Origin of the sequence: Streptomyces thermoalcalitolerans, from assembly GCF_039525155.1 — a bacterium.
Lineage (GTDB): Bacteria > Actinomycetota > Actinomycetes > Streptomycetales > Streptomycetaceae > Streptomyces > Streptomyces thermovulgaris.
Window position 1 is genome coordinate 1 of record NZ_BAAAHG010000108.1, and the last position, 6,013, is coordinate 6,013.

The following is a 6,013-nucleotide window of genomic DNA, read 5'->3' on the forward strand; positions in this document are numbered from 1 at the left end:
CGGGACGGCGGTCGGCTGCCCGGCCGCGGGAGGCCGCGGGGCCGTGTCCGACGGCTGCTGCCGGGCGGACGGCGCCGGCTGGGGCTGCGGCCGGGCGTCCGCCGGTGTCTGCGCCTCCGCCTGCGGTGGGCTCGTGTCCCCCTTCGGTCCCTGCGGGGACGTGCCGCTTCTCAGATCGCGCAGCACGTCGCTCTGCCAGTTGTTCCCGCTCGGCATGTCCCCTTCTCTCCTGCCTCGTCGTCCCGCCCGAAGCGGCGCGCGTCGTCCGTGGAGCCTCAGAACTTGTCGAGCAACTGCCCGTAGATACCGAACACCCCGACGGCGAGCGGGAAGAGCGCGATCACTCCGACGGACTCGATCAGATCGGCGAACTTGCGCAACCGTACCCGGATGTGCTCCGGAGGTTCGATCGCGAGGATGCCCAGCGGCAGCAGCGCGGTCGCACCGAGCAGCGCGAACGCGCCGATGCCTCCGCCGTGGTCCAGCCACAGCACCACCAGCCGTACGACGAGCACGGCCGCCGCCGCGAACACCGCCACCACCTCGGCGACCAACGGGAAGGCCCGGGCCCGCGACAGCAGGACGACGGCGGTCACCGAGGCCAGCGCCACCGTCCACACGGTGGGCTTCTGAGCGGTGGTCAGCAGCCAGCCGCCCGCGGCGGCGGAGACGGCGGTGACCACCGTGGCCAGGACGAGCCCGCGGTGGGTGGCGGCGAGGGCGTTGGCGACCTGATGCCGGCTCACCGACGCGCCCGAGGAGCGCCGGTCGTCGAGCCCGGTGAGCCCGGAGGCCATCAGCGCGAACCGGGGCAGCAGTCCCAGCAGGACGACGGAGAACACGGCCATCACGGCGCCGAGCCGGTCCGGCCTGTCCTGCACGGCGGCGACGGCCTCCCACACGACGGCGACCGCGGCGGCCGCTCCCGCCCCGATGAGCCCGCCGCGGCCGAGCGGCGAGAAATAGGCCAGCAGCACCAGGGTGACCACCAGCGCGCCGACGACACCGCCCAGCCTGGCCGTCCCCGACCAGGCGTAGGCGTCGGCGGCGGTCCACGCCGTGAGCAGTCCGAGCCCGCCGGTGGCGAGCAGCAGCGCGGTGGCGAGCCCGCGATTGCCCTTGCCCACCTTGGCCGCCAGGGCTCCGGCGACCATGCACGCCACCGTGACGGCCGCGAGTGCGGCGGTGACGCTCTCCAGCGCGAACTCCCGCCGGGCGAGCAGCCCGGCGGTCACGGCGAACGCCACGGTGGCCACACCGGCACCGGCCCGGCGGGCGGCCGGACGCCAGCGCCAGGCATGCAGGTCGAGGTCGTCGGCGACCTGGTCGGTGACGTCGTGGACGACCGGTGCGGGCGGGGCCGCATGGGCACGGACGAGCCGCAGAACGGCGCCGTCGGGAACCTCCGCCGAGGACAGGGTCGCCTCGTGCGGCAGGACCGAGCCGTCGGAAGTGATCAACTGCCGGGTGGCCGGACGGGTGGCCACACGGTCGTCGAGCAATTTCAGGATGTCAGGGAGCAGTTGACCGATCGGAGTGTCCGACGGCAGGACGATGTCGGCGCGCCGTCGCTCACCGACCAGGGTGACCCGGCTCAGCCGCGTCCGGGACGTCGTTGCTGCGCTCACCACTCACCGGAACCTATCATCGTGTCCTCTCCGTCACGGGTCCTTTGTAGCGTGCCCATGCCAGAGCTGTTCCTGCTGCTGCCGCTTCTTCTCCTCGGCCTTCTGCTTGGCCAAGGTGGCCTGAAGGAACGACCAGCCGACGCAACCGGCGCACAGCACCGCCGCGATGGCGATCCCCGCGAACAGCTTGCCGAGCCTTTCGTCCAGCGTGCGCCGGCCGCGCTGCGTGCCGAACAGCAGCGCGTCGCGCAGCCGCCGGCGGCGCACCGCCACCGACTCGAGCAGTTGGCTGTCGTAGTCCCGTGCCATTCCGTCGTCCTGTGCCGTGTCCTGCGGTGCCGTCAGTCGTCCGGGGTGAGGCCGAGAAGGCCGCGCATCGTGGCGTACTTCCGCTCGAGCCGCCGGGCGGTCGGCTCGTCGAGGAGGGCGAGCCGGCGCGGGTCGGCGTTGTGCGCGAGGTCGGCCGCCTTGACCAGCCGGGCGCCGGGGGTGGCCAGGATCCGGCGCGCGTACGCCTCCGGTTCCTCGCCGGGCCGCTTGGTCACGGCCCGTACGACGTCCTTGGTGCGCTGCGGCAGCCGGGCCGCGTCGAGCCACTCCTCGCTGAGGACGCCGTCCTCCAGGGCGTCGTGGAGCCAGGCGGCGGCGACGAGATCGTCCCCTCCGCCGCGGGCCCGCACCCCCTCGGCGACGGCCTGCAGGTGCTCGGCGTACGGCCGTCCGGCCTTGTCCCACTGACCGTCGTGCGCGGCACGGGCAACGGCCTCGACCTCGGCAGGAGTCATCGGTGCGCCGTCGCCGGACGGCGTCTGCGTCCGCCCTTCGCGGAGCGGCTCTTCCTGCGGCACGCGGAATCCCCCCTCATTCCTTTCCGCAACATAAGCCATGGGTGTGTCACCCGTACACCCTGGGTGCGCCGTTCGCCGGGCGGCCACCGCCCCCGGTGCGTCAGCCATCGCGGAACACCGCCGCTCCGATCAGGGACAGCAGCCATGACAGCGGGATGAGCGCGACGTACGCCCGCGGCCGCCGGTGCACGGGCCGGCCCGGGTCGAGCCGCTCCCCGAGCGTTCCCGGCCCCGGCTCCGGAAGCCGTTTCAGCCGGCGTACGGCGAGAAGGTTGCGCACCAGCGTCAACGGGCCGAAGAGGAACAGCGAGAGCGGACTCCACCAGCCCCAGCACAGCGTGTGCGTGGTCAGCGCCCGGTGCACGGCCACACCGCACACCCTGCACACCGGCCCGTCCGTCCTCCGGAACCCGAGGACGAACAGCAGCCCCCGGTGCGCCCGGAAGGCGACGTCCGCGGCGGGGGCGGCTCCGCAGTACCTGCACAGGAAGACGGTCTGCCGGGGGTGAGCGGCACGGTCGCCGGCGCCGGCCCGGACGGCGGCGGGCGCGGGCGCCTTGTGACCGGTGCCGGCCCCGGGGTGCCGCACGGCAAAGGACCGCGCGGTCGCGGGGTCGGCGTGCCACGCCCGGAGCGAGTCGGCGACGGCGTCCAGAAGCCCGGACTTCACCGCGTCCTCGATCATCCCGTCGCAGAACCGCTCACCCCGCAGGACCGCGGTGGCGGCACGCACGGCGTCGGCGGGGTCCAGCCGCCCGGACGGCGGAACCTGGGGAAGCGGGTTGCCCGTCCACCGGTACTCGGGGGTGACGGCGCCGATGTCCCACAGCGCCTGCACCGCCCGCTTCAGCGGCTTGCTGTAGACCGGGAACGGCACGTGGATCGCACCGTTCGACGTCTCCTGGCCACCGCCCCACTCGACGGCACGGTCCTCGTCCGTGAGCGCGTCGAAGGCCTCGGCCAGCTCCTGCCAGGCGGGGTGGTCCGCCGGTTTGAGCTGGTCGAGCAGCCGCTGGTCGTCGGCCGGGGTGACGACACGGGCGAGCTCCTCGATCGTGTCGAGGTCAGGGGCCTCGGTGACGGGCCCCGCGCCCGGCTCCCGGCTGAACAGGGCGAGCACACCGGCCGGGGCGAGACCACGCCGGTGGGCGTCCCGTACCTTGCTGGACCACTCCATCCCCGCCTTGTAGGCACTGCTGCTGCTCGCCGCCCGGTGGATCCACCCGACATCGGTGGCGCTGCCCCAGGCATAGCCGATGATCTCGCCGTCGGGGGCGGTGACGGTGATGTAGCGGACGGGGGTGTGCATGACGTGGGGCGGTTACTTCTCCTTGGCGAGTGCCTCGACGGCTGCGGCGCTCGGGGCGTCGGTCAGGGAGTCAGGGAGGACCCGTCCGCGGTTGCCCTCAGGGTTGGCCAAAAGCTCCGCGAGCGCCTGGGACGGCCGAAGGCCCCGATTCTTGGCACCCTCCAGCCTGGCATGCCAGATGCTGCCTTCGGCGAACGCCCGGGGGCCGACGGCCTCTCGCGGTTCCCACGCGGCGGCGTCGTCCTCGTCGTTGGCCCATACGTAGCCGAGAACCTCGCCGCTCTGCTTGTCGGCCACCGTGATGTAACGCACCGGCTTGTCGGTGTGGGTCTGGTATCGCGGCGGCCCCGGCTCCACGAGATTGAAGTGCACGTCGTCGTCGAAGCGCGGGTTGATCGGCCGTTCACTGCTCATGATGTCCACATTTCTTCACCGGGGGATGATCTGCAACGCAGACTACGACCTCGGCAGAACCTCCCCGTAGACGTGCCACTTGCCGTCCGTCTCGTCCATGAAGACACGCGTGACCTTGAACCGGGTCCCCCGGGCAAGCAGCAGTTCCCGCTCGCCCTTGACCTGGGTGATGGGCTCCAGCCAGAGGGCGGGGGTGCCTTTCGGCACCCGAAGGTGCAGCCGCACCGGTTTGGCGTCGAAGGGCGGAGGCGGCGTCTTGCCGAGTGCCGTGGACGTGAACGCCTTGTCGTCGAAGACACCACCCCTCATGTCGAGCGGCGACTTCAGGTTGAGGTGATCGATCCCGGTTCCGCGCACGACCATGATGTTCTCGGGCACGGGGCGGGCGTCCATGACCTCGTCCATGCTCTTGATGGTGTCCAGGATGTGCTGGGGCACATCCGTGCCGTAGCGGAGATGGTTGTTGATCGGGTCGTACGCGGCACCCGTGTAGGTGACCAGCCCCTGCTTCTTCTCCAGGGGCAGGTCGTCCATGAACTCCTTCCAGTAGGCGTCGCCGTACTTCAGCCCCGCTTCGTTGCTGACGCTGGGCGCGGGGTTCGTGCCGTGCGCGAGTTCGGCCTCGGCCACCGCGTGCTTCTCGGCACTGCTCAGAGTCGCGAACTCTTCGTGCGACATGAGCGGCTTGTACTCGAACGGCGCGTCGCCTCCGCCGTGCTGCGGCACGTCCGTGTCCGCACGGCCCGGCTCCACCGGTGTGTCGGCGCCGTGGTGCACGGCGGTGTCCACGGCCGTGTCGCCGAGGTCCACCTGGTCGGCTTGGTCGACCGCGTCGGTGACGTCGTCCGCGTATCCCTGCGCGGACTGGTCGGTGGGATCGTCGCCGTACTTCGTGTGGTCGCCGTCGTGGCCGTTGTGGCCCGTCCCGTGGGAGGTGTCGTCGGTGTGGCCGCCAGGCATCTCGTGGGCCGAGCTCTGGGACACCGGGTTCGGGTCGTGGCCACTGCCGTTCGGGAACTCGTGCCCGCCGGTGTGCGGCGTGGACACCGGTGCCTCATGCGGCGTGTACGAAACCTCCGTGGGGGCATCGTGCACGGGCGTGTTCGTGGGCATGCGGTTGTACGCCGTCGTGTCGGTCGTGCGCACGCCGTCGACCAGACCGTCGCCCGCGTGGACCCCGGCGTACACCGGCTGTTGGCCCTGGATCGTCCAGTGGGCCGGGAGCGTAGAGGTCGTCTCGCGCGGGATCGGTGTGGTGTCGATGACCCCGTTGGGCGTCATGAGGTTGCCGTGCGGGTCCAGAAGACGGCCGTCGGGCAGGCGAACGGAGCCGTCGGGGAGGGTGGGGATGTCGATGGTGCCGATGCCTTTGAGGCCTTTGGCGATGTCGCCGATCTTCGACAGGCCCGCTCCGGCGCCCTTGGCGATGTGGGTCATCGGGTCGATGGCCCGCCCCGCCTTCCCGGCCACCGACAGCGCCCTGGCCACCGCGCCGGCCTTGCCCGCACCCGAGGCCGCACCCCCGGCGCCGCCGGTGAAGACGGTGGTGAGCACGTTGAAGGTGACCGCCCCGGCGGCGCGGGCGGGGTTCTTGCCCCACTCGTCCCAGGCCACCAGCGCCTTGCCGGTCTCCTTCATCGCCGTGCGCGAATCCCGGATCCAGGAGGGCAGCTTGTCCTCCGGCAGGGTCCAGAACGCCGCCCCCACCACCGGCACCGCCGTCAGCACCAGGCCGGTGGCCAGCTGGGCCAGCCCCTTCCACGCCTGCTTGGCCGCCTCCCAGCCGTCGACGCCGACCAGGGTGCCCAGGCCCC

General features: G+C 72.1%; 6 protein-coding genes and 1 pseudogene. All 7 read right to left on the bottom strand.

Annotated features, from left to right (window positions below; translation table 11 throughout):
- Nucleotides 1-216, bottom strand: a pseudogene (locus ABD224_RS28825) (MinD/ParA family protein); the annotation flags it as partial.
- A 59-nt stretch (nucleotides 217-275) separates the two neighbouring features.
- Entirely contained in the window at nucleotides 276-1,631 is a 1,356-nt protein-coding gene (gene eccD, locus ABD224_RS28830; RefSeq protein WP_344055200.1) for a type VII secretion integral membrane protein EccD, read from the bottom strand.
- Nucleotides 1,632-1,661: 30 nt separating this feature from the next.
- A complete protein-coding gene (locus ABD224_RS28835; RefSeq protein ID WP_344055202.1) occupies nucleotides 1,662-1,937 on the bottom strand; it encodes a hypothetical protein in 276 nt (91 codons plus the stop codon).
- A 32-nt stretch (nucleotides 1,938-1,969) separates the two neighbouring features.
- On the bottom strand, nucleotides 1,970-2,413 hold the full coding sequence (locus tag ABD224_RS28840) for an HD domain-containing protein (protein WP_344055210.1): 444 nt from the start codon (nucleotides 2,411-2,413) through the stop codon (nucleotides 1,970-1,972).
- A 163-nt stretch (nucleotides 2,414-2,576) separates the two neighbouring features.
- Nucleotides 2,577-3,785, bottom strand: a complete 1,209-nt coding sequence (locus ABD224_RS28845; protein ID WP_344055204.1) for a DUF6508 domain-containing protein — start codon at nucleotides 3,783-3,785, stop codon at nucleotides 2,577-2,579.
- Nucleotides 3,786-3,797: 12 nt separating this feature from the next.
- Complete coding sequence (locus tag ABD224_RS28850; RefSeq protein WP_344055206.1) at nucleotides 3,798-4,199, bottom strand: hypothetical protein; 402 nt, start codon at nucleotides 4,197-4,199, stop codon at nucleotides 3,798-3,800.
- 42 nt (nucleotides 4,200-4,241) lie between these two features.
- Nucleotides 4,242-6,013 (bottom strand): ADP-ribosyltransferase (locus tag ABD224_RS28855; protein ID WP_344055208.1); only part of this gene is annotated, 1,772 nt, incomplete at its 5' end.